This window comes from Stenotrophomonas sp. 3diitr2024 (genome assembly GCF_042136455.1).
In the GTDB taxonomy this organism is placed as follows: Bacteria; Pseudomonadota; Gammaproteobacteria; order Xanthomonadales; family Xanthomonadaceae; genus Stenotrophomonas; species Stenotrophomonas sepilia.
Window position 1 is genome coordinate 1 of sequence record NZ_JBHHMJ010000521.1, and the last position, 1,410, is coordinate 1,410.

The 1,410-nt window shown below is 68.7% G+C and carries 2 pseudogenes; one reads left to right on the forward strand and one right to left on the reverse strand.

The features are described 5' to 3' along the window. Positions 1 to 125, forward strand: a pseudogene (locus ABGA94_RS13220) (ATP-binding protein); the annotation flags it as partial. Here the strand turns inward: ABGA94_RS13220 and ABGA94_RS13225 are convergent. Then, a pseudogene (locus tag ABGA94_RS13225) lies at positions 108 to 1,410 on the reverse strand (Do family serine endopeptidase); the annotation flags it as partial. The pseudogenes ABGA94_RS13220 and ABGA94_RS13225 overlap by 18 nt on opposite strands.

Consider the following 1,410-nt stretch of genomic DNA (forward strand, 5'->3'; position numbering starts at 1 on the left):
ACAGCGCGAGTGCGGCGGCGCTGGTGGGTGGGGGCAATCCGCCCTGCCCCGGCGAGATCTCGCTGGCCCATCACGGCGTGCTGTTCCTGGATGAGCTACCAGAGTGGAACCGCAGTGCGGCCGACCTGCAGGATCACCATGCCCGGCGACAGGCCGGCATCGCGTGCTGCCTGGCCCTTGACCCCGGTAATGCGCACGCCTTCATTGCCGTTGAGCCCCAGCTGCTTGCGCTGGGCCGCGTTCAGGTCGCTGACGTCCAGCCCCAGCAGGGCGTTGGCACCGGTCTGCGGAGCCGCCTCGCCAGCGCCAGCCGACGGCCCGCGGGCATTGCCCTGCCCGTCCTCGCTCAGTGCGGTCAGCGTGGCACTGAGCTCATGCGGCTTGCCGTCGCGGTAAACCACCAGGTTCACCTTGCTGCCCGGCGCCATCGCACCGATCAGCGGCGGCAGGTCGGACCAGCTGTTGACCGCGCTGCCGTTGACCGAGCGGATGACATCGCCCACCTGCACGCCGGCCTTGGCGGCCGCACTGCCGGCCACGATCTGGTTGACCAGCGCGCCGCGGCTGTCCGGCAGGCCCAGTCCCTGCGCCTTCAGCGAATCGATCGGTTCGACCACCGCGCCGAGCTGGCCGCGGGTGACCTTGCCGCTCTTCTTGATCTGCTCGACCGCGCTCATCGCCAGGTCGATCGGGATCGCGAAGCTGATGCCCATGTAGCCGCCGGAGGCCGAGAAGATCTGCGAGTTGATGCCGACCACTTCGCCGCGGGTGTTCAGCAGCGGACCGCCGGAATTGCCCTGGTTGATCGCCACGTCGGTCTGGATGAACGGCACGTAGCGCTGGTCAGGCCCCCCCGTACTGCGACCGACGGCGCTGACCACGCCGGCGGTAACGGAATGGTCGAGGCCGAACGGCGAGCCGATCGCGACAACCCATTGGCCCGGCTTCAGGGTGTTGGAATCACCCACGCGCACGGTGGGCAGGTTCTTGCCATCGATCTTGAGCAGGGCCACGTCGTACTGCTGGTCGCTGCCCACCACCTTGGCGGTGAACTCGCGGCTGTCGCCCAGCTTGACCTTCACCTCGCTGGCATCGGCCACCACGTGGTAGTTGGTCAGTACATAGCCATCGGGCGAGATGATGAAGCCCGATCCCATGCCACGCCCCTTGATGCTGGGACCGCCATCCTGCCCACCCGGCCCCTGCCCCGGCATCGGGAAGTCAGGCCCGAAGAAGCGGCGGAAGAACTCGGGCATGTCATCGTCGCCCATCGGGCCGCGCGAGGCCTGGCGGTTGTTGCGGACGATGGTGGTGTCGACGTTGACCACGCCCGGGCCGACCTGTTCGACCAGGTTGGTGAAGTCGGGCAGGCCGCTGACCAGCGGTTGTGCAGGCGCCCGCGGCGCCGCG